We start from the raw sequence: 24385 nt of genomic DNA, 5'->3' as shown, positions 1-24385 counted from the left end.
GTGTCCTTCGGTGTGGGGGAGAGGAGGGGACGGGATCAGCCGGCACGGCATGAGCCGGAGACCGGGAGAACGGCGTTCGAGAGGCCCCATCCCTGGGCGGACCAGTCGATCGTCACGCGGATGCCCGAGACCGTCGCGGTCCCGGCGGGGACGGTGCGGGGGGTCTCGCCGGGGTCCACCCGTGCGCCGGATGCGTCGCGGTAGACGACGCCGGAGTAGTCGGCGGTGCCGGCCGCGGCGCCGTTGCTGGACGACCAGGTGGCCTCGACCTGCTGCCCGACCGTGCAGGAGGAGAGCTCGGCCGACGCCTGCACCTGGTACGGCGCACTGCCGGAGGCCGGCTTCACGGCCCCGCGCTGCGACTGCTTGCCGGTGCGCTCGTGCTCGAAGTACACGCGGATGCCGGGGTCGCTGCCGAAGACGGTCGAGCGCCCGCCGTCGAAGTTCTCGTACTTGACGTCGTTGCGACGGGGCGGCTCGCTGCCCGTCTTGATCTCGGTGATCCGCCAGCGGGCCGTGCTGCCCTCCACGACCGGGGCGCGGTCCACGGAGAACGTGTACCCGGTCGGGGCGGACGTGTCCTGCGCCACGTCGATCTGGGCGGTCGCCTCCACCGAGCCGAAGGAGCGGCCCTGGTAGAAGGACTCGGCGCACATCCGGTACTCGTACACCTCGCCGTCGGCGACGTTCGGGAACTCGCGGTGCTGCCCGTCGGCGCTCGTCGTGCAGCGGAAGCCGTCGGTGATGCCGAAGCGCACCTCCGAGTCGGCGCCGTTCTGTCCGGCCGCGGCGTCCGCGATGACGGTGGAGCGGTCGTTGCCGGTGGACCGTGACGTGAGGGTCAGGACCGGGTTGACGGGCGCCCCGACGCCGTGGGCCGAGAAGCTGTACCCCTGCCCGGGAGCGGCGCCGCCGAGGCCCGGCGGGGCGGTGAAGCGCGAGGCGGGGATGACCGTGACGGTGGTGGGGGCGTTGCTGCCGACCCGGAAGCCGTTGACGCGGACCGTGTCCTGCCCGCGTCGGACGTCGACGGTCTGGCGGTCGCCCGCGGCGCTGACGATCTCGAGGGACCCGACCTGAGTGGCATCCACTCCCCGGATCTCGATGTCGATCAGGTTGCCCTGGCCGTCCCGCGTCTGGACCGGGGTCCACGACACATTGGTCGGCGTCGGCGGCGGGTTGTACGCCCACGCCGTGGTCCGGGCGGCGGCGCGCGACTCGCCCACCCCGTTGACCGCGGTGACGACGTACTCGCGCTGCTCGCCGTTGGGGGCGGAGATGAGGGGGCAGGACCCGTCCGCGCTGCACTGCGCGACCGTCTGCCCGCCCGTGCGCACCACGAAGCCGGACAGCCCCGGGTAGGCGGCACGGGCCTCGCCCGGGTCGACGCGGAGGGTCACGGAGCCGTCGCCGTAGGCGGTCTGACGGACGCTGGCCGGCCCGCGGGGGTAGCCGAGCAGGTCGAGGACGACCCGGGCGTCGCGCGTCGCCGCCGTCGTGCGCCCCTGCGCGTCGCGCAGGGTGACGCTCGCGCTGCACGTGGCGCCCGGGGCGTCGGAGGACCACGACGCGAGGATGCTCGAGCTGTCGGCGACGGAGAAGCCCACGCCTGTGCACGCGCCGGTCGGACGGACGGCGACGACCTCGAGCGGCGTGCCGGGCAGCGGGTTGACCTCGCCGCCGGCGCCGACCACGTCGATCGTGCAGCTCGAGCCTCCCGCCTGCGAGCACTGCTGCGCCGTCGACCCGCCCTGGGGCAGGGTCGAGGGCGCGGCCCCCACGCGCAGGAGGAGGCGGGCCGGGGTCACCGCGGCGTGGCTGGTCACCCCGATGACGGCGGCGTTCTCGGAGCCGGGCACCGCGCGGTCGGAGCCCGTGATCCGGACGGTGGACCCTTCGAGGGCGACCTGGAACGCCGATCCGCTGTAGTCCAGCGCGTACGCGATGCCGGCCCAGTCCTCGCGCCCCAGCTGCCACGAGGTCATGTTGCGCAGGTCGAAGGTCGTGGTCTCCCCCGGGCCGACCGTGACCGAGCCCGGCCGCAGCTCGGGCTGCGGGTTGCGCGCGACGATGCCGACCGGCACCGACAGCAGCGTCCACTCCTCGGTCCCGGCAAGGCGGACCGGCACCTGGCAGGCGTCCGTGTAGGGCGACCCGGCCCCGGCGTCGTACCGCACCGTCGAGCCGCTCACGGAGCAGCGCCCCTCGGCCCGGGCCCCGGTGGACGCGACCTCGGGACCGACCTCGAGCGTCGCGCGCCGCGGGATGGCGACGAGGGATGCCATGTCGAACTCGACCGACGCCAGCTCGTCGACCTGCTGCGCCGCACCGGGCCGCAGGGCGAGCGTGAGGTCGTCGTCCCCCGGGACGCGGAGGAACGCGTACGTCGTGATCGTCTCGCCGCCGGCGGTTCCGCTGACCTCGAACGGGATGATGCGACGGGTCGCGGGCAGCTCGCCGCTCAGACGTCGCCCGTCCACGGCGACGCCCGTGGGCTGGCCCCAGAGCGACACCTGCAGGTCGCTCACCTCGCCGCCGGACCAGGTGGCCTTGCCCTCCAGCACGTCCACCCCGGTGGTGAAGTCCTCGCGGTCCTCGGCCGTGAGCACCGTGTCCGCGACGACGGGGTAGTCCGGGACGGGCTCGCGCACGACCTTGACCACCACCAGGCCGCGGCCGGTGTTGCCCGACGAGGACTCCACGTCGTAGAGGAACGACATCGTGCCGGGCAGTTCTCCGGCCCGCAGGACCACGCCCGTCGTGCCGACGTCGGCGATCAGCGCGTTCTGGCGGTCGTACTCGGGATTGTCGCTGCCGTCGACGAGCGTCTCGGGCAGGTCCGGGCGCACGGCCGTGAGCTGGAGGCGACCCTGCGTCGGGTCGACGTCGTTCGCGAGCGGGCTCACCCGGATCGTGCTCTCCGCGCCCGCCTGCACCTGCACGTAGTCGGTGAAGGTGACCGGGCTCGGGTTGGCCTCGGCATCCAGGACGCCGATCCGCACGGTGCCCTCCCCCGTCGCGCCGGAGCTGTCGGCGACGCGGTAGCGGAAGGAGACCTGCCCTCGGTCACCCGCGATCGAGGTGTACACGATGGCGGAGCCGTCGGCGGAGATCGCCGCGGTGCCGCGGTCCGGCTGGCTGACGATGCGGTCCAGGACGACCGCGTCGCCGTCCGGGTCCGTCGCGAAGCCGTCGAAGTCGATGCTCGTGGTGCCGCCGCTGAGCACGCGGCCCTCGAGCGTGTCCGGCAGGGGCGCGCGGTTGGACTCGGAGCCCAGGACGGTGATGCGGACGGTCGCCTCGTCCCACAGCGACGGGGTGCCGGTCGTCGAGACGCGGTAGGTCACCTCGTACGCGCCGGCGGTCGTGGGGGCCAGGTAGCGCAGGACCCCGCCGGAGGCGAAGGCGAGACCGTCCGAGGCCGGGCTGGCCTGCACGGTCGCCGGGTCGAGGGTCGGGCGCCCGCCCGCCGGGGAGATGTCGTTGTCGAGCACCGGGATGTCGACCTGGGCGCCTGCGCGCACGACGACCGTGTCGTCGACGGCGATGGGCGCGATCTCCGGGGCCGGCGGGAGCAGATACACGGTGGCCTCCCCCGCCACGCGTGCGCCCTCGTCGTCCGTGCCGTCGCTGACGGTGTAGCCGACGGTGCCCAGCAGCCCCGCCTCGCCGGTCGCGGTCGTCCCCGACACGCGGAGGTCGTTCTGCCCGACCGTGTCGACCGTGAGGGACGCGCCCTCCTCGGCGGTCGCCTCGACGTCGCTCAGGAGCAGCACGCGCCCGGTGGGGTTCGACACGGCGGTGAAGACGTCCAGCGTGGCGTCCTCCTGCGGGCGGACGAACGCGACGACGGGCGAGGTCGACAGCTGCGGCGGGGCGTCGGCGGCGAGGAGCGTGATGCGGGCCGTGCCCGTGGCATCCCGTCCTCCTCCGCTCACGGTGAAGTCGACGCGATAGACGCCCGGGTCGTTCGCCGCGAAGTCGAACGTGGTGCTGCCGCCGACCACGGTCGCCAGCGCACGGGCGTCGTCGACGACCCGCACCGACGACAGCGTGACGCTGCCCGCCGTGCCCGTCACGTGCGGGCCGACGTCGACGGTCAGACCCGAGCCGGCGGTGTCGACCACGGCGAAGGACTGGACGGCCAGCGCCGGGTCGGGCGCGACGCGGATGAGCAGCGGCTTGACGGTCGTCGCGCCGGCGGTGTCGGCCACGGTGACGTCGAGCTGCACGGTCTGATCGCCGCCGGAGCCGTCGTCGGCGTGCTGGTAGACGACCTCGCCGGCGGGCGTGGAGGCGACGCTGCCGATGCCGGACGGGTTCTGGACCGACAGCAGCAGCAGGGGGTCGCCGTCGGGGTCGACCCAGCCGGGGAGCACCGGCACGGTGACGGTGCCGCCGCGGGCCACCTCGGGGACGGGCCAGGGCTGCAGGCACTGGTCGACGCCGCACCACACGGGGGCGCTGTTGGCCTCGGACGGAGAGACCGTGAGGGAGACGGTGGTCGGGGCGGACAGCAGCCCGTCCGCCGCCGTGCCGTCGGTGACGGCGTACTGGAAGGTCGCGGTCCCCGTGGCGTCGGGGGCGACGCGGACGGCGAGACGCTGCCCGTCGTCGGTGATGGACAAGGAGCCGAAGCCGGGGTCCAGTCCCGTGACGCTCTCGCCGACGATGCTGAGGACGTCCTCGTTCGGGTCGTGGTCGTTCAGCAGGACCGGCAGGGTCGCGAGGCGCCCGGGGCGCACACCGAACGCGTCCGGCTCGGCGATCGGCGGCTTCGGGTCGAGGACGACGTTGAGCTGCTCCTCGCTCTGCACGGCGGCATCCTGGGTCTGGTCGTCGAGCGACCAGCTCTGGCTCGAGGAGACGAGCCGGCCGTCCGGGACGGTCCAGACCCATCCCGTGCGCGTCTCGTTCAGGATGACGGCGTTCTCGGTCGCGACGAAGACGGGGCGCCGCTGGTCGGGCAGGGTCGCCCCGGCGTAGTCGAGACCGGTCTCCCCCGCGACGGAGCTCCAGAGCGTGCCGCTCGCCTCGCCCGGGAGCAGCCAGGCCGCGTAGACGACGCCGTCGTGCACGATCGGACGCGCGGGCTGCCCGCGGACGCTCGCCGCGCCGCCGACCTCCGGCCGCGCCTCCCCGTCGACCGAGATGCTCCACAGCGACTGCTCGTCGGCCACGTAGACCGCGCTCCCCGTCGGGTCGGGCTCGCCGACCACCAGCTGCTCGGTCGTCTCGATCGTGGTCTGCGCCCCGCCGCGCGTCCACACCCGGCCGTCCTCGGCGTCGAGGAGGACCCAGTCGTCACCGGCCGCGGACAGCGCCGGCGCGGCCGCGTCCACGTCGAGCGCGTCGCGTCCGCGCAGCTCGTCGGCGTCGAGGTCGTACCTCACGACCGAGCCGTCCGCCGCCGAGTAGGAGAAGAGCATCCCTCGGGAGTCCAGCGCGACGGCGTCCGCCGTGTAGGAGGGGGCGTCCTCGTCGCCCGCGGTGCCGAACGGGTCGAACTCCGGCGGCGTCCGACCGGCCTCGCTCAACCGCCCGAGGTGCAGCACGCCGGTGTCGGTGCGGTAGACGACGAAGTCCCCCGCGGTGACCACCGAGGTCGTCCCGGACGGGCTGTCCGGCGCGTCGTCGAGCTGCTCCTGCTCCAGGTCGATCGGCTGCGCCTCGTCGATGCGGGCGAGCTTGCTGAAGCTGTCGGTGAAGAGGTACGCGCCGTCGCCGGCCTGCGCGACCTGCGTCGGATTGCCGACCGTGCGTACCGTGTCCAGCTCGCCGACGGTCGTGTTGACGCGCGCGTAGCGCTGGCCGTCGCCGGTCTGCAGCGCCCACACCGACGTGTCGACCTCGGGCGTCTCCTGGGCGTCGAGCCCCGGCCAGACGACGGAGGCGGTGACCACGAGCGCGGCCGCGGCGATGCTCGCCGCCAGACCGGCGATGGTGCGACGGCGCATCACAGCACCCCCGTCGCGAACAGCGCGGCCACGAGGACCGCGCCCGCGGCCACCGCGGCGAGGGCCCCGAGGACCCACGGCACCGACCGATGCAGCGACGGCCCGGGGGCCGAGATGTCGGTGTCCTCGTCCCGCGCGAGGCCCCGCACGCCGGAGGAGTCGCGGAACTTGCGCGACCTGTCGCGCTCGATCCGCGACCGGGCGGGGCCGCGCAGGGTCCCGTCCGAGAAGTCGACCGTGCCGACCTGCGGGGTCCACGGGGCGGCGGGCACTTCGAGCGGCGTCGATGCGAGCTGCAACTCGGCCTGCACCTGCTGCAGCGCCTCCCCGAGCTCGCGGGCGCTGGCGTAGCGGTCCTGCGGGGCGCGGGCCATCGCGCGCGCCAGCACGGCCTGCAGGGACGGGGGCACGTCGGTGCGGGCGATGTCGGTGTAGCTGGCGCGGGCGATGCGGCGACGCAGCTGCTCGCGCGAGTTCTGCCCGCGCTCCCGCCGCTCGAACGGGCTCTGGCCCGCGAGCAGCGAGTAGACGGTCGCCCCCAGGCTCCAGACCTCGCTGGCGATGGTCCCCGCGGTCTGCTCCGAGATCACCTCCGGCGCGCTCCACGGCACCGACATGGCCAGCATCTCGTCGGCGCCCTGCCGCACGAGCGAGGACGAGATCCCGAAGTCGGCGAGTACCGGCGCCCCGAAGGTGGTCACGAGGATGTTGCTCGGCTTGACGTCGCGGTGCACGAGGCCGGCGTGGTGGGCGGACTCGAGGGCCCCCGCCATGCGCACGCCGATGGACAGCACCTCGGGCACGGGGATCCGCTCGACCCGGTACCGCTGGGCGAGCGAGCCGGGGCAGAACTCCATGACGATGTAGGGCCTGCCGTCAGCCGAGATGCCCGCCTGGTACACGGTCACGATGGACGGGTGCGCGGACAGGTGCGCCAGCACGTCCGCCTCGGCATTGAACATGCGCAGCAGGTCCGGGTCGCGCACGTCGCTCGGCAGCACCTTGACCGCGACGTCGCGGCGCGGCATGTCCTGCCCGTAGAGGAAGACGTCGGCGAAGCCGCCCGACCCGAGCGGTCGGATGTACGCCAGCCCGGGGAGGATGGGGGGCGCGGAGGGCAGGCGCTGCGGCATCGTGCCCCTTTCCCCGGTCACACTCCCCGCACACCTCGTCGGGCCGCGGACAACCCGGCAATGCTAACAAAACCGCGTGCGGCCGCCTCGTCGTCATCCACAGGCTCAGGATGCCTCGGAGCCGGTGTCCCGGGGATCGAACGGCGCGTCCAGCGACCGGGCGAGGTCGTCGAGCATCGCGGCCACCTGCGGCTCCACGTACTCGGCCACCGCCGCCTGGATCCGCAGGCGATGGTGCAGCAGGATCGTGCAGACCTCGCGCCCGATCATGTTGGCGTAGTCGTCGGCGAGGCCGACCTCCTGGCGGAGCGCCGCCTTCGCCTCGTCGCTCAGCGGGGGGAGGGCGGGGATCGACGCGTCCTCCTCGGCGGCCAGTCCCGTCAGGGTGAAGAGGAACGGCGCCCCGGGCTCGGGCTCCGGGTCGAGCGGCATCCCCTCGAACTCCGGTTCCAGACCCTCGGCCGGACGGTACGCGCGCCGGCGGTTGCGCTCCGCCTGCTGGTCGAGCTCGGACTGCAGCATCGGGAGGTTGCGGGCCGTGTAGTCCGCGACGGCGAGGTCGACGATGCCCTTGAGGCGCGTCGACAGCCCGTGCTGCACGCCGTGGGGGACGTCGGCGCCCAGACCCGCTGCGGACAGCACCGGAGAACCGAAGCACCGGCGGCAGGGCGCGATGCGGCCACGATGATGCGCCGGCTCCCACCGGGGCAACCACCTCAGCCAGGCGTCGACCGCATGGCCGACCTGGGTCTCGAGCGACCGCTCCACGTCTCTACGCTAGCCCGACACGCCCGGAAAGCTCCGGATGCCACGGCCCGCGCGTCCGCCGGAGTCAGTCGTCCTCCGACTCCCACGACCAGTGCGCGCGATCGGTGGGCGTGCGCACGAGGAGGACGCCGAACGCGCCGGCCAGGAGCGCCGCCGCCGCGATGACCGCCCCGGGCCATCCGAGCGCGACGGACCCCGCGGCGGCGGCGCCGAGCGCCGGGTCCGCCCCCGTCACCAGGGCGCCGACGAGGATGCCGAAGACCTCGCCGAGATACGCGCCGAGCGCGCACGGCACCGCGGTGAGATATCCCGGCGGGACGGCTCGAAGACCCCACGCGAGCGCGCCGGCGAAGGCGCCGATCGCGCACAGCATCCCGATGACGCCCGGGAACGCGCCCAGTCCGCGGACCGGGATGACGTCGGCGTCCAGCACGAGGGCCGTGACGCCCAGCGCCGCGATGGCCAGCGCCGCGAACGACACCGTGGCCAGAACGACGGCGACCGGCGGGGTGACCCCCGCCGGTCGCGATGGCGAACTCATGTCGGCTCAGCGCTGGGAGAGCTGAGGCCCGGCCTCGAGGGTGCGCTCGTATTCGCGCTGCGCCTCGGCGTTGATCTCCGTCACGCGGCGGCCGCGGGCGGCCACCCAGGCGCCGAACCAGATGGTCAGCTCGCGTCCGAGGACGAACGCCACGATCGCGAGAGGCGCAAGGTAGTTGTCCCGCATGAGGACGAGCCCCTCACGGGCGGTGATCATCCAGAAGGGCGCGGCGAAGAGGACGCCGAGCAGGTGGCCCAGCCAGGCGATGACGCCGACGACGAGGCCCCAGATGACCCAGTGTCCCCACCGACCGCGGTTGATGAGCGCGCCCAGGAACCAGAACCCGACGAAGAAGGCCACCGTCGGGACCCACAGGCCCCACGTGGTGAGCGCCTCGAGGGCCGCCTGAGGCACGCCGGCGAGGTCGTACGCCCCGCTCAGCAGGCCGAAGCCGAGGATCGCCGCGAGGTAGAGCACGGCGAAGGCCAGCGCGGCCAGCAGGCCGATCGCCCCGGCCGCGCCGCGGTTGCCCTTGGGGCGGGGAGCCTCCGGGGCCTGCACGAAGATGGGCTGCGGACCGCTCGACGCACGCTGCGGCTCGGTGGCGTACGCGTCGTCGTTCCGCGGAGTCGCGTAGACGGCGGTGCGGTCGTCGGCGGACGCGGAACCGGCCGCGGCCGCCGCGGCGACGCCGGCACCTGCACCGGCGCCGTAGACGCCGTCGCGGGCCGCCGGCACGTCGCGGTCGGCGCCGTCGTGTGCGGACGCGGCGTGGTCGCCCCGCGCGTCGCGGTCGTCGTGGGCCTCGGGCTCGGCGGACGCGGCGTAGGCCGCCCAGCGGGCGTCCTCGTCGTCCAGATCGACCGAGGAGCGGGCCGGCGTCTCGGTGCGCGGTTCCTGCGGCGACGCGTCGTGCACGACGGGGGTCGCGCTCTCGCGCTTCTCCTCGTTCGCGCGTTCGTCCCACGCGGCCGCGGCGGCCTCGGGGTCGACCGCGTCCCGGCGGGCGGCCTCGGCGTCGGCGAGGCCCTCGTGGGCGCGGCCGACGACGTCGCCTCGCTCGTCCTTCGGCTCGTCGACGGGGTTGCCGTACGACTGGGGGTCGCTCATCGGAATACTCCTCACGCGGGCGGTTCTAGCGCCTCAGGCTAACCCGCGCCTGCCATCGCGCCGGGGAGGCGTGCCGTCGTGTGTCCGTGTCCGTGCGCGCCGGGATGCCGTGTCGGGCCGCGCGTGTCGGCGCTCGCGTCTATGGTGTGCACATGTCCGCGCGTCGCTCCGCCCGCCTCGCCGTCCTCGCGTGCGCGGCCGTGCTCGCGCTCACCGGGTGCGCCCCCGACCCGGCGGACGAGACGGCACCGCCCACCGCGGCCCCCGTCGAGTCCCGCACGCCCACGCCGACGGCATCCCCGACCCCCACCGCTGCCGCCGCGCGGATCCCGGGCGACTGTCGCGCGATGCTGCCGCAGGATGTGCTGGCGCAGCTGCGCACCGTGCCGCTGAACGACCCCGCCCTCGGGCCGTCGGGTCCGCAGGCGGACGGCTCGCTCGTGTGCATCTGGCGCGACCCGGCGGCCGACACGACCGGGCTGGTCACGACGATCAGCCGCGAGGACCGCGGTCCCGCCCTCGACATGCTCAATCAGCTCGTCGCCGACGAGGGCTTCAGCTGCTACACCCCCGACGAGGGTACGCGCTGCGAGAAGACCTGGATCAACCCGCAGTACCCGGTCAACGACGGACGCACCCTCTACTGGCGCGACGGCATCCTCATCGACACCCGGTACTCCAACCTCGCCCCGACGGGCTACACGGCCGGGGTCATCGCCGGCATCTTCGGCTGAGGCGCGACGGGTCTCAGTCGCCGAAGGCGCGGGATGCCACCACCCCGGTGTAGCCGTCCGGCTCCCACCCCGTGAGGGTGCTCGAGACCCACCGGTCGCCGCGCAGGTCGTGGACCTCGTGCACGACGCCCGACGTCCGCTCGCAGTGGATCGTCGCGGCATCCACGCGACAAGCGAAGCCCTGACCGGAGAGCGTCGCCTGGATCGCGGGGGCGGCCTCCGGCGGGACGGTCGAGACGGTCGTCGAGATGGACGAGTCGCCCGCGCCCCGCCAGTGGCAGGTCGTCACGACGGCCGGCTGCGCGACCGCGACGGCCTCGGGAGTCGAGACGGGCGGAGTGCGCACCTGCGACAGCAGCGCCCCGGGCGACCAGACCAGGGTCGACCACATCGGCTGGGTGTAGAGGCTGCGGCAGTCCTGGGCGGGCGCGTGCTCGTCGCGGAGGGAGGACTCCCCCGCCGCGACCGGTGCCGAGGTGCCGGCCCGCAGCGCGTCCCCGATGAACGAGACGGTCCGAGGGATGCCGGGGGCGGCGAGGTACAGCAGGCCGGCGACGACGGCCAGGCAGAACAACCCCGCCGGCCACGCGATCCAGGCGCTGCGTCCACCCACTCGTGCCATCCGTGCCTCCCCGTCCACGGTAGGACGACCACCCCTCCGGCACCGCACTTCGACACGCCGGACGCACGAAGGCCCCCGGCGGGAGCCGGGGGCCTTCGTGTCGATCATGGATGCCTCAGGCAGAGGCATCCATGCTCACTCAGTTGTACGTGCCGGGCGTGAAGTCGTCCGTCGAGAAGCTGTCGAAGTCGACGTAGCTCAGGTCGGCGTCGGAGTACGCCCCGTCGGACGCGAAGATGCGGTTGGGGTACCGCTCGCTCTTCGCCTCCTCCGTCGCCTCGACGGCGACGTTGCGGTACTTCGCAAGTCCCGTTCCGGCGGGGATGAGCTTTCCGATGATGACGTTCTCCTTGAGGCCGACGAGCGGGTCGCTCTTGCCCTCCATGGCCGCCTGCGTCAGGACGCGGGTGGTCTCCTGGAACGATGCCGCCGACAGCCACGACTCGGTCGCGAGCGACGCCTTCGTGATACCCATCAGCTCGGGACGGCCCGACGCGGGGCGCTTGCCCTCGCCGACCGCCTCGCGGTTGATGGTCTGGTAGCGCTTGAAGTCCACCAGCTCACCGGGCAGCAGGTCGGTGTCGCCGTGGTCGACGACGGTGACCTTGCGGAGCATCTGTCGGACGATGACCTCGATGTGCTTGTCGTGGATCGGCACACCCTGCGAGCGGTACACGCCCTGGACGCCGTTCACGAGGTACTTCTGCACCTCGCGGGCACCCTGCACGCGCATGACCTCCTTGGGGTCGAGCGTTCCGACCTGGAGGGGCTCGCCGACGGAGACGTGCTGGCCGTCCTCGACCAGGAGCGTCGCACGCTTCAGGACGGGGTAGACCACCGGCTCGTCGCCGTTGTCGGGCGTGAGGATGACCTTCTTGGCCTTCTCGGTCTCGTCGATCGTGATGCGACCGTCGGCCTCGGCGATCGGGGACGCACCCTTGGGGGTACGGGCCTCGAACAGCTCCTGCACGCGGGGCAGACCCTGCGTGATGTCGTCGGCCGACGCGGAACCACCGGTGTGGAAGGTACGCATCGTCAGCTGGGTACCGGGCTCACCGATCGACTGGGCCGCGATGATGCCGACGGCCTCGCCGATGTCGACGATCTTGCCGGTGGCCAGCGAACGGCCGTAGCACTTCGCGCAGACACCCACGGCCGAGTCGCACGTCAGGACCGAACGGACCTTGATGGACTCGATGCCGCCGGCGACCAGCTTGTCGATGAGCACGTCGCCCACGTCCTCGCCGGCCTCCGCCAGGACGGTGCCCTGCGGGTCGACGGCGGCCGTGGCCAGCGTACGGGCGAACACGGAGTTCTCGACGTTGGCGTCCTTGACGAGCGAACCGGACGAGTCGGCCGCGGCGATCGGGAGCTCGAGGCCCTTCGACGTGCCGCAGTCCTCCTCGCGGATGATGACGTCCTGCGAGACGTCCACCAGACGACGGGTCAGGTACCCCGAGTCGGCCGTACGGAGGGCCGTGTCGGCCAGACCCTTACGGGCACCGTGCGTCGCGATGAAGTACTCGGCGACCGACAGACCCTCGCGGTACGAGGAGATGATCGGACGCGGGATGATCTCACCCTTGGGGTTGTTCACCAGACCACGCATACCCGCGATGTTGCGGATCTGCAGCCAGTTACCACGGGCGCCCGACGAGACCATGCGGTTGATGGTGTTGTCGGCGGGGAAGTTGTCCCGCATCGCCTTCTGGACCTCGTCGGTGGCCTCGGTCCAGATCTTGATGAGCTCCTGACGACGCTCTGCGTCGGTGGTGAGACCCTTCTCGTACTGACCCTGGACCTTCGCAGCCTGCTTCTCGTAGCCCGCGACGATCTCGGCCTTGTTCGGCGGCGTGAGGATGTCGCTCAGCGCGACCGTCACACCCGAGCGCGTGGCCCAGTAGAAGCCGGCGTCCTTGATCCGGTCGAGCGATGCCGCGACCTCGACCTTGGGGTACTCCTCCGCCAGCTTGTTGACGATCTGCGACAGCTTGCCCTTGTCCGCCTGCTCGCGCACGAACGGGTAGCCCTTGGGGAGCGTGTCGTTGAAGATCGCCTGGCCGAGCGAGGCGTCGACGAGACCGTGCTTCTCGTAGCCCTCCGGAGCCTGACCCTCGAGGAAGGTCAGACCGGGGATGCGGATGCGCGCCTTGGCCTGCAGGTCGAGGGTGCCCTCGTCCTTGGCCAGGATCGCCTCGCCCACCGAACCGAACGCACGGCCCTCGCCCACGGCACCCTCCTTGAGGGTGGTGAGGTGGTGCAGACCGATGATCATGTCCTGCGAGGGCAGGGTCACCGGGCGGCCGTCCGACGGCTTGAGGATGTTGTTCGACGCGAGCATGAGCACGCGGGCCTCGGCCTGGGCCTCGACCGACAGCGGCAGGTGGACGGCCATCTGGTCGCCGTCGAAGTCGGCGTTGAACGCCGCGCAGACGAGCGGGTGCAGCTGGATCGCCTTGCCCTCGACGAGCTGGGGCTCGAACGCCTGGATGCCGAGACGGTGCAGCGTGGGCGCACGGTTCAGCAGCACGGGGCGCTCGCGGATGATCTCCTCGAGCACGTCCCAGACCTCGGGACGGTAGCGCTCGACCGCGCGCTTGGCGGCCTTGATGTTCTGGGAGTGACCCAGGTCGATCAGGCGCTTGATGACGAACGGCTTGAACAGCTCGAGCGCCATCTGCTTGGGCAGACCGCACTGGTGCAGCTTGAGCTGGGGTCCGACGATGATGACGGAACGACCCGAGTAGTCCACGCGCTTGCCGAGCAGGTTCTGGCGGAAGCGACCCTGCTTTCCCTTGAGCATGTCGCTCAGGGACTTGAGGGCGCGGTTGCCGGTACCGGTGACGGGGCGACCGCGGCGGCCGTTGTCGAACAGCGCGTCGACGGCCTCCTGCAGCATGCGCTTCTCGTTGTTGACGATGATCTCGGGGGCACCGAGGTCGATCAGGCGACGGAGGCGGTTGTTGCGGTTGATCACGCGACGGTAGAGGTCGTTCAGGTCGGAGGTCGCGAAGCGGCCACCGTCCAGCTGCACCATCGGGCGCAGCTCCGGCGGGATCACCGGGACGACGTCGAGGACCATGGAGGCCGGGCTCATGCCGGTCTGCAGGAACGAGTTGACGACCTTCAGGCGCTTGATCGCGCGGATCTTGCGCTGGCCCTTGCCCTCCGAGATCTGCAGGTGCAGGTTCTCGGACTCGGCGGCGAGGTCGAAGGTCTCGAGGCGACGCTTGATCGACTCCGCGCCCATGTGGGCCTCGAAGTACTGACCGAAGCGGTCCTGCAGCTCGTGAAAGACGTCGTCCTCGGGCTTCAGGGCGCCGACCTCGAGCGTGCGGAAGTCCTCCCACACGCGCTCGAGCTTGGCGATCTGCTCGTCCGCGTTCTTGCGGATCGAGGTCATGTCCTTCTCGGCGGCGTCCTTGACCTTCTTCTTCTGGTCGGCCTTGGCGCCCTCCTCCTCCAGGGAGGCGAGCTCCTCCTCGAGCTTGGCGAGGCGGGCGGCGATGCGCGAGTCGCGCCGGTCGCCGAGCGTCTTCAGCTCGAGACGGATGTTGTTCTCCTGCGTGGCCAGGTCGCGGTGACGAGCATCCTCGTCGACCGAGATGACCATGTAGGCGGCGAAGTAGATGACCTTCTCGAGGTCCTTCGGCGCCATGTCCAGCAGGTAGCCGAGGCGCGAGGGCACGCCCTTGAAGTACCAGATGTGGGTGACGGGCGCGGCGAGCTCGATGTGGCCCATGCGCTCCCGGCGGACCGAGGACTTGGTGACCTCGACGCCGCAGCGCTCGCAGACGATGCCCTTGAAGCGGACGCGCTTGTACTTGCCGCAGGCGCACTCCCAGTCGCGGGAGGGTCCGAAGATCTGCTCTCCGAAGAGGCCGTCCTTCTCGGGCTTCAGCGTGCGGTAGTTGATCGTCTCGGGCTTCTTGACCTCGCCGAAGGACCAACGACGGATGTCGTCGGCGGTGGCCAGGCCGATACGAAGCTGATCGAAAGTGGTTGATTCGAGCACTGGTTCTCCTGTGTCGGAATTCTGTTCGTTGCCTGGCCGGGTCAGATCTCGTCGATCGACGAGGACTCGAAGCGGCTGGAGATGTTGATGCCGAGCTCTTCCGCAGCGCGGAAGGCGTCATCGTCGGTGTCGCGGAGGTTGACCGCCGTGCCATCGGCCGAGAGGACCTCGACGTTCAGGCAGAGCGACTGCATCTCCTTCATGAGCACCTTGAACGACTCGGGGATGCCGGGCTCCTGGATGTTCTCGCCCTTGACGATGGCCTCGTACACCTTGACGCGGCCGAGGATGTCGTCGGACTTGATCGTGAGGAGCTCCTGCAGCGCGTACGCGGCGCCGTAGGCCTCGAGCGCCCACACCTCCATCTCACCGAAGCGCTGGCCACCGAACTGGGCCTTACCGCCGAGCGGCTGCTGGGTGATCATCGAGTAGGGGCCCGTCGAGCGTGCGTGGATCTTGTCGTCGACGAGGTGGTGCAGCTTCAGGATGTACATGTAGCCGACCGAGATGGGCGCCGGGAAGGGCTCGCCGGAGCGACCGTCGAACAGACGGGTCTTTCCGGTCGAGTCGATCAGGCGGTCGCCGTCGCGGTTCGGGATCGTCGAGTCGAGCAGACCCGCGATCTCGTCCTCGAACGCACCGTCGAACACCGGGGTCGCGACCTTGGTGCCGGGAGCCGCCTCGCGAGCGACCTCGGGCAGGCTCGCGGCCCACTCGGGGGTGCCCTCGACCTTCCAGCCCTGCTGGGCGATCCACCCGAGGTGGAGCTCGAGCACCTGGCCGAAGTTCATTCGACCGGGGATGCCGAGCGGGTTCAGCACGACGTCGACGGGCGTGCCGTCGGACAGGAAGGGCATGTCCTCGATCGGGAGGATCTTGGCGATGACACCCTTGTTGCCGTGGCGTCCCGCGAGCTTGTCGCCCTCGGTGATCTTGCGCTTCTGGGCGATGTAGACGACCACGCGGCGGTTCACGCCGGAGCCGAGCTCGTCGTCGCCGTCCTCGGCGTTGAACTCCTTGACGGCGATGATCGTGCCCTGCTCGCCGTGGGGCACCTTCAGCGAGGTGTCACGGACTTCGCGGCTCTTCTCGTTGAAGATCGCGCGGAGCAGGCGCTCCTCGGCGCTCAGCTCGGTCTCGCCCTTGGGCGTGACCTTGCCGACGAGGATGTCGCCGGGACGAACCTCGGCGCCGATGCGGACGATGCCGCGCTCGTCGAGGTCCTTCAGCAGGTCGGGGCTGACGTTGGGGAGGTCACGGGTGATCTCCTCCTTGCCGAGCTTGGTGTCGCGCGCGTCGACCTCGTACTCCTCGATGTGGATCGACGACAGCGTGTCGTCCTTCACGAGGTCCTGGCTGAGGATGATCGCGTCCTCGAAGTTGTGACCCTCCCAGGTCATGAACGCCACGAGGAGGTTCTTGCCGAGCGCGAGCTCGCCGTTCTCGGTCGCGGGACCGTCGGCGATGACCTCGCCGGCCTCGACGCGCTCGCCCGCGGAGACGACCACGCGCTGGTTGTACGAGGTGCCCTGGTTCGAGCGGTCGAACTTGCGGAGGAAGTAGTCCTGCGTGCCGCCCTCGTCGAGCTGCACGGTCACGACGTCGGCCGAGACCTCGATGACGACACCGGCCTTCTCGGCGGTGACGACGTCACCGGCGTCGATGGCGGCGAAGCCCTCCATACCGGTACCGACCACGGGCGACTCGCTGCGGACCAGCGGCACGGCCTGACGCTGCATGTTCGCACCCATGAGGGCGCGGTTGGCGTCGTCGTGCTCGAGGAACGGGATGAGCGAGGTCGCCACCGACACCATCTGGCGCGGCGAGACGTCCATGTAGCCGATCTCGTCGACGGGGAACAGGTCGACCTCGCCACCCTGACCGCGGCGGGCCAGGATGCGGTCCTCGACGAAGTGTCCGTCGGCCTGGAGGGCGACACCGGCCTGGGCGACGATGTGGTCGCTCTCCTCGCTGGCGGTGAGGTAGTCGATCGTGTCGGTCACGCGACCGTCGACGACGCGGCGGTACGGCGTCTCGATGAAGCCGAACGCGTTGATGCGCGCGAACGACGCGAGCGAGCCGATCAGACCGATGTTCGGGCCTTCCGGCGTCTCGATCGGGCACATGCGGCCGTAGTGCGACGGGTGGACGTCGCGGACCTCGACGCCGGCGCGCTCACGCGACAGACCGCCGGGGCCCAGCGCCGACAGGCGGCGCTTGTGGGTCAGGCCCGCGAGCGGGTTGTTCTGGTCCATGAACTGCGACAGCTGCGACGTGCCGAAGAACTCCTTGATCGCCGCCACGACGGGACGGACGTTGATCAGGGTCTGCGGCGTGATCGCCTCGATGTCCTGCGTGGTCATGCGCTCGCGGACGACGCGCTCCATGCGCGACAGACCGGTGCGGACCTGGTTCTGGATGAGCTCGCCGACCGCGCGGATGCGACGGTTGCCGAAGTTGTCGATGTCGTCGGTGTCGAGGCGGATGTCTGCCGCCTGGCCGCCGCGCACGCCGTCGAACGACGAGTCGCCGCGGTGCAGGCGGACGAGGTACTTGATCGTCGCGACGATGTCGTCGACGGTGAGCACCGAGTCCGACAGCGGCTTGTCGACGCCCAGCTTCTGGTTGATCTTGTAGCGACCCACCTTGGCCAGGTCGTAGCGCTTCGGGTTGAAGTAGAAGTTGTCGAGCAGCGCGCGCGCGGCCTCGGCGGCGACCTGCTCGCCCGGACGCAGCTTGCGGTAGATGTCGCGGAGCGCGTCCTCCTTGGTGAGGATCGTGTCCTTGGACAGCGTCTCCTCGATGGAGTCGAACCCGGCGAACTCGGCGAGGATGTCCTCGCTGGTCAGGCCGAGCGCCTTGAGGAAGACGGTGACCGACTGCTTGCGCTTGCGGTCGATGCGGACGCCGACCTGGTCGCGCTTGTCGATCTCGAACTCGAGCCAGGCACCGCGCGAGGGGATGACGCGCGCCGAGACGATGTCCTTGTCGGAGGTCTTGTCCGGGGTCTTGTCGAAGTAGACGCCGGGCGAACGCACGAGCTGCGACACGACGACACGCTCGGTGCCGTTGATGATGAACGTGCCCTTGTCGGTCTGAAGCGGGAAGTCGCCCATGAAGACCGTCTGCGTCTTGATCTCACCGGTCTGGTGGTTCATGAACTCGGCCTCGACGTAGAGCGGGGCGGCGTACGTCTTGCCGCGCTCCTTGCACTCCTCGATGGAGTACTTCTCGGGCTCGAGGTAGGGGTTCGTGAACGAGAGCTGCATGGTCTCGCTCAGGTCCTCGATCGGGGAGATCTCCTCGAAGATCTCCTCGAGGCCGCTGATCTCGGGCACGTCGGTGCGACCGGCGGCCTGGGCCTCGGCGACGCGCGCCTTCCAGGCCTCGTTGCCGACCAGCCAGTCGAACGACTCCGTCTGCAGGGCCAGCAGGTCGGGGACGGTCAGCTTGTCGGAGATCTTGGCGAACGAAAGACGCGAGGCGCCGCGTCCGCTCTTGGGGGTGGTGGTGGTGGATGCGTTGCTCGCAGCAGCCAAGGGAATAACCTCCAGAAGCCCGGGCGAGGGGCTCGTGATTCCTTGTCGTCAGGTGGAGTGCTCCCGTACCCCGGAAGCCTGCGTGTCGCACACCGCGGTGAAGCGGGGACGCACAGGCACAGCCGACCACCATATGAGGGCAGGGGGAAGTTGGGAGCGCAAAGTCCAAGCATACGCGGGAGGACTCGCCGTGTCCAGTCGAATTCTTGACGACTTTGCGTACCTGCGGTATAACCGCGCACGCCCCCGGCGCATTCCGCGATCCACTCGTCGAACGGGCCCCGTCGCCGTCGCGCGTCCGGCGCGCCAGCCGTCTCAGCTCCGCCGGAAACGCACCATGTCGCCCGGTCGCGCCTGCGCCAGAGCGTCCAGCGCGTCGTCCCGCACCACCGCGATCACGGGGTACCCGCCGGTCACCGGGCCGTCCGCGAGCAGCACGACCGGCCGCCCGTGCGGCGGCACCTGCAGCGCCCCGGGCACCATCCCCTCGCTCGCGAGCTCTCCTTCGACGCGCCGTTCCAGAACCGGACCGTCCAGACGGAGCCCGACCCGATCGGCGTCCGACGACACGGTCCACCGCGCATCGACGAGCAGCTCCCGCGCGGCGACGGTGAACCATTCGTCGCGGGGCCCCCGGGCGAGGGGGACGTCGATCTCCGACGGCGGCACCGTCCACGGGAACACGTCGACGGCGGGGACAGGATGCCTCTCTCCGTCGGCCGCGACCAGCTCGTCCCCCGCGCGCAGCGGCTCGGGCCCGAGTCCGGCGAGGACGTCGCGGGACGCCGATCCCAGAGCCGTCGTCGCGCGGAGACCGCCGCGGACCGCGACCGAGAACCGCAGGCCCGCCCGCGCCGCACCCAGCGCGAGCTCGGCCCCCGCGGGGAGGAGCAGCGGCCGGTAGGCATCCATCGCTCTGCCGTCGACGAGGACGTCGCCGAGCGTCCCGGTCACGGCCACCCACGTGTCGCGGAGGGCGCGGACGCGCAACCCGCCGAGCAACACCTCGAGACCCGCGGCGTCCTCGGCGTTGCCGACCAGCCGGTTGGCGACGCGCAGCGCGCGGCGATCGAGCGCGCCGGACCGCGCGACTCCCAGCGCCGCGCGCCCGGGCCGGCCGAGGTCCTGCACCGTCGTGAGCGGCCCTGGCGCGAGCACCGCGAGTGCGGCGCCGCGCTCGGCGGAGGAGATGCGGCCGGCGGAGGACGGAAGAGGGGTCGCGGCTCCTCCGCTCGCGGCATCCCCTCCCTCCACCACCGGGGATTCGGGCACGCCTCCCCTCACGACCGGACGCTCGGGCACGAACCGCACCCGTGCGCGCGGCGGCAGGAGCGCGGGCTCGGCGGCATCCGGAGAGAAGAGGGGAGCCGCCGTCGTGGCGATGAGCCGCCACCCGCCCGGCGTCTCGCGCGGATAGGCGCCGCTGAACTCCCCGGCGAGACCGACCGACCCCGCGGGGACGCGCGTCCGCGGGCGCGCCAGCCGTGGCACCTCGAACGGCCAGTCCGCGCTGACGAGGTACGCGAACCCGGGGGCGAAGCCCGTGAAGGCGACCGTCCAGCCCGCGGCGGCGTGCCGGCGGGCGAGCTCGGACGGAGGGATGCCGAGGACCTGCGCGGTCTCGGCGAGATCGGGGCCGTCGTAGCGCACGGCCACCTCCACGACGGGTGAGGCCGCCGTGACGTCGGGAACGGGAGAGGACGCCGCGTCCTGCACCCAGGCGACGACGGCGGCGCGGGGCAGGCGGGCCGGGTCGAAGCGGATCAGCACCGTCCGGGCGGCGGGCACGAGGTCCTCGACCCCCGCGGGGACATCCGCGGCGAGCGCCGCGTGGAGCAGGAGGACGGCGGCGAGGTCGTCGACCTCCGCGAGCACCGCCCGCTCCCCCATCGGGCGGATCGCCGCGGTCACCACGGCGCGCGCACCTCGATCCCCGCGGTGTCGAGGGCGCGGCGGACGGCACGGGCTATCTCGACTGCGGCGGGGGTGTCGCCGTGCAGGCAGAGGGAGGCGGCATCCACGTCGACGATCGTGCCGTCGACGGCCTCGACCTCACCGCGCGCGACCAGCCGGACGGCGCGGGCCGCGACGACGGCGGGGTCGTGGACGAGCGCGTCCGGCTCGCCGCGCGGGACCAGGGAGCCGTCGGGGCGGTATCCGCGGTCGAGGAACGCCTCGTGCACGAAGGGCAGGCCGGCGGCACGGGCGGCGTCGGAGATGCGGCCGGGGAGTCCGAGCAGGGGCAGGGGGCGGCCCAGGCGCGCGGAGAGGTCCGCGACGGCCCCGATCACCGCGGCGGCCTGGGCGGCGTCGTCGATGACCGCGTGATAGAGCGCCCCGTGCGGTTTGACGTAGCGGACGTCCCCTCCTACCGCGACGAGCGCGTCGAGCTGCGCCGCGACGCTGGCACGCAGCTCGGCGGGCGGGGGGTCGCGGCGGACGCGTCCGAAGTTCGCGCGGTCCAAGTACGAGGGGTGCGCGCCGACGGCGACGCCGTCCGCGAGGGCGCGCGCCACGGAGAGACGCAGGGATGCCGCGTCCCCGGCGTGGCCGCCGCAGGCGATGTTCGCGCTGGAGACGAGCGGGAACATCGCCGCGTCGTCCGCCGTGGGACGGCCGTCGACGGTCTCGCCGAGGTCGGCGTTCAGGTCCACGCGCATGCGCTCACGCTACCCGCGAGGGGGCGGGAGGAGATGTCGGGAAGGGAGGACCCCCACCCCGCGAAGCATCCTCCCCCGGCGGCATCCCCTCCCCTCCCCGACACGGAACGCCGACGCCGACGGGAGGAGATGTCGGGAAAGAAGGACCCCCACCCCGCGAAGCATCCTCCCCCGGCGACATCCCCTCCCCTCCCCGACACAGAACGCCGACGCCGACGGGAGGAGATGTCGGAAAGGGAGGACCCCCACCCCGCGAAGCCTCCTCCGCCGTCGGCATCCCCTCCCCTCCCCGACAACCCCAGCACCGGCCGCACGTTACGGGCGCGTGACGATCGCGCGGGACGTCCGCGTCAGGAGCGCGCCGCAGGGCAGGATGGGGGGATGACCTCCGACGTCGCCGGTCCCCCCGCATCCTCCCTCCTCCTGTCGGTCCGCGACCTCGCCGTCGACTTCGCCACGATGGACGGCCCGGTGCGCGCGGTGGACGGCGTGAACCTCGACATCCACGCGGGCGAGACGATCGCGATCGTCGGCGAGTCCGGCTCCGGCAAGTCGACGACGGCGATGGCCATCATCGGCCTGCTCGCCTCGGGCGGACGCGTCGCACGCGGGCAGATCCTGCTCGACGGCGAGGATCTGACGACGTTCGGCGAGGCGCGCATGCGCCAGGTGCGCGGCCGTCAGATCGGCCTCGTGCCGCAGGATCCCATGTCGAACCTCAACCCGGTCGCCAAGATCGGCACGCAGGTCGCCGAGACGCTGCTCGCGCACGGCCTGGCCGAGCGGTCCGACGTCAAGGACAAGGTCGTCGAGGCGCTCGAGGCGGCGGGACTCCCGGATGCCGCCAAGCGGGCGACCCAATACCCGCACGAGTTCTCCGGCGGTATGCGTCAGCGCGCCCTCATCGCGATCGGTCTCGCGTGCCGTCCCCGTCTGCTGATCGCGGACGAGCCGACCAGCGCGCTCGACGTGACGGTCCAGCAGACGATCCTCGACCAGATCGACAAGCAGACGAAGGAGCTCGGCGCCGCCGTCCTCCTCATCACGCACGACCTGGGCCTCGCGGCCGAGCGGGCGTCGAAGGTCGTCGTCATGCACCGCGGCCGAGTCGTCGAGCAGGGTCCCGCCCGGCAGATCCTCGAGGACCCGCAGCACGCCTACACGAAGTCGCTCGTGGCCGCCGCGCCGTCGGTCGCCGCCGTGCGCCTGCGCCCGGAGGACTTCCGCACCGGGGGCGAGGCATCCGTCTCCCCCGCCCGCGACAACATCGTCGAGATCACGGGGCTCACCAAGGTGTACCCCACCCGCGGCAAGGGCGAGGACTTCCGCGCCGTCGACGACGTGTCGCTGTCGATCCCGCGCGGCGAGACCGTGGCGATCGTCGGCGAGTCCGGGTCCGGCAAGACCACGACCGCCCGCATGCTCCTGAAGGTCGTGGAGCCGACCAGCGGCACCATGACCTTCGACGGTCAGGACGTGTCCGCTCTCAAGGGCGACGCCCTGCGGCAGTTCCGTCAGAAGGTCCAGCCGATCTTCCAGGACCCCTACTCGAGCCTCAACCCGATGTTCACGGTCGAGCGGATCGTCCAGGAGCCCCTCGACTTCTATAAGCGCGGCTCCCGCGCCGACCGCGCCAAGCGGGTGCGCCAGCTGATGGACGACGTCGCCCTGCCGGCATCCATGCTCCGCCGCTACCCGTCCGAGCTGTCCGGCGGTCAGCGCCAGCGCGTCGCGATCGCCCGGGCCCTCGCCCTCTCCCCGGAGCTCATCGTCTGCGACGAGCCGGTCTCGGCGCTCGACGTGCTCGTGCAGGCGCAGATCCTCACGCTGCTCGGCGACCTGCAGCGCGAGTACGGCCTGAGCTACCTCTTCATCTCGCACGACCTCGCGGTGGTCCGGCTCATCAGCGACTACGTGTGCGTCATGAAGGACGGCCGTCTGGTGGAGGCGGCATCCAGCGAAGAGGTCTTCACGAACCCGCGCGACCCGTACACGCGCCGCCTGCTGTCGTCGATTCCGGGGAACGAGCTCGGCCTGGCCGGCTGAGGACACCGGATGCCGCCTCCCCCGCGGCCGCGAACGGCGGGGGGACGCGGCTCAGACGTGCCGGACGCGCTGCTGCAGCCGGGTGCGGATGTCGAACAGCTCGGTGCCGCCGACCTCGCGGGCGCCGGTCAACCCCCGGCGGAGCAAGGTCGTCAGGGCGCTGCGGGTGACCAGGGCCACGGGCGTGCCCCGGACCTTGCCGAGCTCGGTGACGGCGTCGTGGATGTCGTCGTCGGGCAGGACCACCAGGGCGCCGCTGAAGCGGACCCCGGCCGCGCGCGCGACGACCCGCGTCCGCGAGACGAGCTGCGTGACCGGGGAGCCGATGACGTTCGGCCCGGAGATCTCCCCGCGACGGACGCCGACGGCGCCGCCGAAGTCCTCGCTGAGCATCGCGTAGAGCCCGCTGGGGCCGAGCACGAGGTGGTCCACCTTCTGCTCCGGGTCGATGCCGTCGCGGTCGGCGAAGACGTCGTGCCACACCGTGTAGCCCATGCCGAGATCGGCGACGAGCCGGGCCGTCTCCTCCTCCGCGAGCGCGTCGGCGAGGATGTGCCGGATCTCGGGCGGCGCCGAGCGCACGAGCGCGGCGTCGTACGGGTCGGGGATCTCGACGCCCCGTCCTACCCACTCCCGGATGAGGGTCAGGTACCGCTCGCGACGCCACCCGCCGGGCTGGCCGTACGCGCGGGCGCGGGGGCGCGTGTCGGGACGGGCGGAGGGGGCGGATGCCGCGGGCCCTCCCGACCACTCGGTCGCGGTGGTCGTCCGGCCCCGGTCGTAGGCGCTCCGCGCCTCGGGGGTGCCGACGAGCTCCCAGGCGCGCTGCACCTGCACGAACAGCGCCGCATCGCCCCCGGTGTCGGGATGCGTCTCGCGCAGCCGGACGCGGTACGCCCGGCGCAGGCCCTCGTCGTCGACGTCGGACTCGACGCGGAGCACCTGGTATGCCGAGAGCGACATGGGACTGTCGAACACTGTGGGATTCTTCCGTTCCGCCGCGCGGATGCGGCACCGTTCAGCCTATGACGGCTGCGACGGGCCGGTCCTGTGCGCGAGCCGTGCACGCCATCGGGGAACGCTGGGCCGCGTGTTCTCCAGCGCTGACTTGTCGCAGATGTACGCCGGGGGCGGGGTCGCGCGTACATCTGCGCCCACTCACGGCATGAGGCAAGGGCAGCGGGCAGAGACCGGCGGGAATACTCCAGCACTGACTTGTCGCAGATGTACGCCGGGGGCGGCATCACGCGTACATCTGCG

The 24385-nt window shown here is 71.9% G+C and carries 13 protein-coding genes; 2 read left to right on the top strand and 11 right to left on the bottom strand.

Annotated features, from left to right (window positions below; translation table 11 throughout):
* Window positions 1–35: 35 nt before the first annotated feature.
* The 5 genes from MRBLMI1_RS06600 to MRBLMI1_RS06580 form a co-directional block, all read right to left on the bottom strand.
* Window positions 36–5957: an Ig-like domain-containing protein gene (locus tag MRBLMI1_RS06600; protein WP_367728581.1), complete on the bottom strand. Its 5922-nt coding sequence runs from the start codon at window positions 5955–5957 to the stop codon at window positions 36–38.
* Window positions 5957–7090, bottom strand: a complete 1134-nt coding sequence (locus MRBLMI1_RS06595; protein ID WP_367728577.1) for a serine/threonine-protein kinase — start codon at window positions 7088–7090, stop codon at window positions 5957–5959. Before MRBLMI1_RS06595 ends, MRBLMI1_RS06600 begins: the two co-directional genes overlap by 1 nt.
* A 105-nt stretch (window positions 7091–7195) precedes the next feature.
* Window positions 7196–7858 (bottom strand): spermidine/putrescine ABC transporter substrate-binding protein, encoded by a 663-nt coding sequence (locus MRBLMI1_RS06590; protein ID WP_367728575.1) that lies wholly within the window; start codon window positions 7856–7858, stop codon window positions 7196–7198.
* Window positions 7859–7922: 64 nt separating this feature from the next.
* Window positions 7923–8399, bottom strand: a complete 477-nt coding sequence (locus MRBLMI1_RS06585) for a hypothetical protein (protein ID WP_367728573.1) — start codon at window positions 8397–8399, stop codon at window positions 7923–7925.
* Between the two features lie 6 nt (window positions 8400–8405).
* Complete coding sequence (locus tag MRBLMI1_RS06580; protein WP_367728572.1) at window positions 8406–9509, bottom strand: ABC transporter; 1104 nt, start codon at window positions 9507–9509, stop codon at window positions 8406–8408.
* 152 nt (window positions 9510–9661) lie between these two features.
* Between MRBLMI1_RS06580 and MRBLMI1_RS06575 the strand changes: the two genes are divergently transcribed.
* Window positions 9662–10243, top strand: a complete 582-nt coding sequence (locus MRBLMI1_RS06575; protein WP_367728571.1) for a hypothetical protein — start codon at window positions 9662–9664, stop codon at window positions 10241–10243.
* A gap of 13 nt (window positions 10244–10256) precedes the next feature.
* On the opposite strand, the gene MRBLMI1_RS06570 is transcribed toward MRBLMI1_RS06575, so the two are convergent.
* The 5 genes from MRBLMI1_RS06570 to pxpA all read right to left on the bottom strand — a co-directional run bounded on the left by MRBLMI1_RS06570 (window position 10257) and on the right by pxpA (window position 21079).
* Entirely contained in the window at window positions 10257–10865 is a 609-nt protein-coding gene (locus MRBLMI1_RS06570; protein WP_367728569.1) for a hypothetical protein, read from the bottom strand.
* A gap of 139 nt (window positions 10866–11004) precedes the next feature.
* Window positions 11005–14880, bottom strand: coding sequence for a DNA-directed RNA polymerase subunit beta' (gene rpoC / locus MRBLMI1_RS06565; RefSeq protein WP_367728567.1), 3876 nt, complete (start codon window positions 14878–14880; stop codon window positions 11005–11007).
* A gap of 41 nt (window positions 14881–14921) precedes the next feature.
* Window positions 14922–18419, bottom strand: coding sequence for a DNA-directed RNA polymerase subunit beta (rpoB, locus tag MRBLMI1_RS06560; protein WP_367728564.1), 3498 nt, complete (start codon window positions 18417–18419; stop codon window positions 14922–14924).
* Between the two features lie 315 nt (window positions 18420–18734).
* On the bottom strand, window positions 18735–20333 hold the full coding sequence (locus MRBLMI1_RS06555; protein WP_367728563.1) for a 5-oxoprolinase/urea amidolyase family protein: 1599 nt from the start codon (window positions 20331–20333) through the stop codon (window positions 18735–18737).
* Complete coding sequence (pxpA, locus tag MRBLMI1_RS06550; protein WP_367728561.1) at window positions 20327–21079, bottom strand: 5-oxoprolinase subunit PxpA; 753 nt, start codon at window positions 21077–21079, stop codon at window positions 20327–20329. The genes MRBLMI1_RS06555 and pxpA overlap by 7 nt, the downstream gene beginning before the upstream one ends.
* Window positions 21080–21460: 381 nt before the next feature.
* Here pxpA and MRBLMI1_RS06545 point away from each other — a divergent pair, with 381 nt between their 5' ends.
* Entirely contained in the window at window positions 21461–23125 is a 1665-nt protein-coding gene (locus tag MRBLMI1_RS06545; RefSeq protein WP_367728557.1) for an ABC transporter ATP-binding protein, read from the top strand.
* A gap of 51 nt (window positions 23126–23176) precedes the next feature.
* Here MRBLMI1_RS06545 and MRBLMI1_RS06540 read toward each other — a convergent pair whose 3' ends face one another.
* Window positions 23177–24103: a DnaJ domain-containing protein gene (locus tag MRBLMI1_RS06540; RefSeq protein ID WP_367728556.1), complete on the bottom strand. Its 927-nt coding sequence runs from the start codon at window positions 24101–24103 to the stop codon at window positions 23177–23179.
* Between the last annotated feature and the right edge of the window lie 282 nt (window positions 24104–24385).

Source organism: Microbacterium sp. LMI1-1-1.1 (assembly GCF_040815675.1).
Classification (GTDB): domain Bacteria; phylum Actinomycetota; class Actinomycetes; order Actinomycetales; family Microbacteriaceae; genus Microbacterium.
The sequence above is the reverse complement of the archived record's forward strand: the minus strand, read 5'-3'. Positions and strand labels throughout refer to the sequence as shown.